Annotated in this window: 1 protein-coding gene; it reads left to right on the top strand. The window is 61.9% G+C overall.

Features of this window, described 5'->3' with window-relative positions:
• Positions 1-54 precede the first annotated feature (54 nt).
• On the top strand, positions 55-1,314 hold the full coding sequence (locus AC1DS6_RS42595; RefSeq protein WP_477104805.1) for an IS256 family transposase: 1,260 nt from the start codon (positions 55-57) through the stop codon (positions 1,312-1,314).
• Positions 1,315-1,387 lie beyond the last annotated feature (73 nt).

The raw sequence follows: 1,387 nt of genomic DNA, 5'->3' as shown, positions 1-1,387 counted from the left end.
GGGCCTGTCAGGAATTTTGTGTTTAGGGCATAACATGTCGCTAAGGAGCATGTCATGCCACGTAAAACGAAGACCAGTCAGGCTGCCGACCGTGAGCTGCCGACCATTCCCGAGGAGCTGATTGCCCATTTCGTAAAGGGCCCCATGACCGCTGAGGCGGTTCAGGACGCCTCGATGGCGTTCAAGAAGGCCCTGATCGAGCGCGCCCTAGGCGCCGAACTGGGCCATCATTTGGGCTATGCCCCTGGCGCCGAGCGCCCGGCCGGCACGGCCAACCAGCGCAACGGCAAGAGCGCCAAGACAGTCCTGRCTGAGGACGGCCCGCTGCGGGTCGACATCCCGCGCGACCGCGACGGCAGCTTCGATCCAATCCTGATTCCCAAGCACGAGCGACGTTTCACCGGGTTCGATGACAAGATCATCGCCATGTATGCCCGGGGCATGACCGTGCGCGAGATCCAGGCGTTCCTGGCCGAGCAGTACCGCACCGAGGTCTCGCCCGAGTTCATCAGCTCGGTGACCGATGCGGTGATGGACGAAGTCACTGCCTGGCAGGCCCGCCCGCTGGAGGTGATGTACCCGGTGGTGTTCTTCGACGCGCTGCGTGTCAAGATGCGTGAGGACGGCGTGGTGCGCAACAAAGCCGTCTACCTGGCTTTGGGCGTGCTGCCAGACGGCACGCGCGACATCCTGGGCCTGTGGATCGAGACCACCGAAGGCGCCAAGTTCTGGATGAAGGTGTTCAATGACCTGAAGACTCGCGGTACCCAGGACATCCTGATCGCGGTCACCGACGGGCTCAAGGGCATGGAGCAGGCCCTGAATGCGGTGTTCCCCCAAACCACGCTGCAGACCTGCGTCGTGCACCTGATCCGCAACAGCCTGGAGTACGCCAGTTGGAAGGAGCGCCGGGCGGTGGCTGCCGCGCTTAAGCCCGTGTACACGGCACCCACCGTCGAAGCAGCGCTGGCGGAGTTGGAGGCCTTCGAGAAAGGCGAATGGGGCAAGCGGTACACACCGATCGCGGCATCCTGGCGCCGCGCCTGGGATCAAGTGATCCCGTTCTTTACGTTCCCACCGGCGATCCGAAAGATCATTTACACAACAAATGCCATTGAGAGCATCAATGCGCAGTTGCGCAAGATCATCAAGACGCGAGGGCACTTCCCTAGCGACGAGGCGGCGACCAAGCTGCTGTGGCTGGCCCTGCGCAACATCACCGGGAAATGGGGCAGTTCAACGCACGACTGGAAGGCGGCCATGAACCAGTTTGCAGTTCTCTATGAGGACCGCTTCACCCACCCACATCGTTGAGATAATGCTGGCTCACCCGTCCCGTTGACGGCGAGCCTTTACCTGCCCTGCACACAAAAAAACTGACAGCCCC

This window comes from Cupriavidus sp. 05L310 (genome assembly GCF_056398185.1).
Note: the sequence above shows the minus strand (reverse complement) of the source record. Positions and strands in the feature narration are given on the sequence as shown.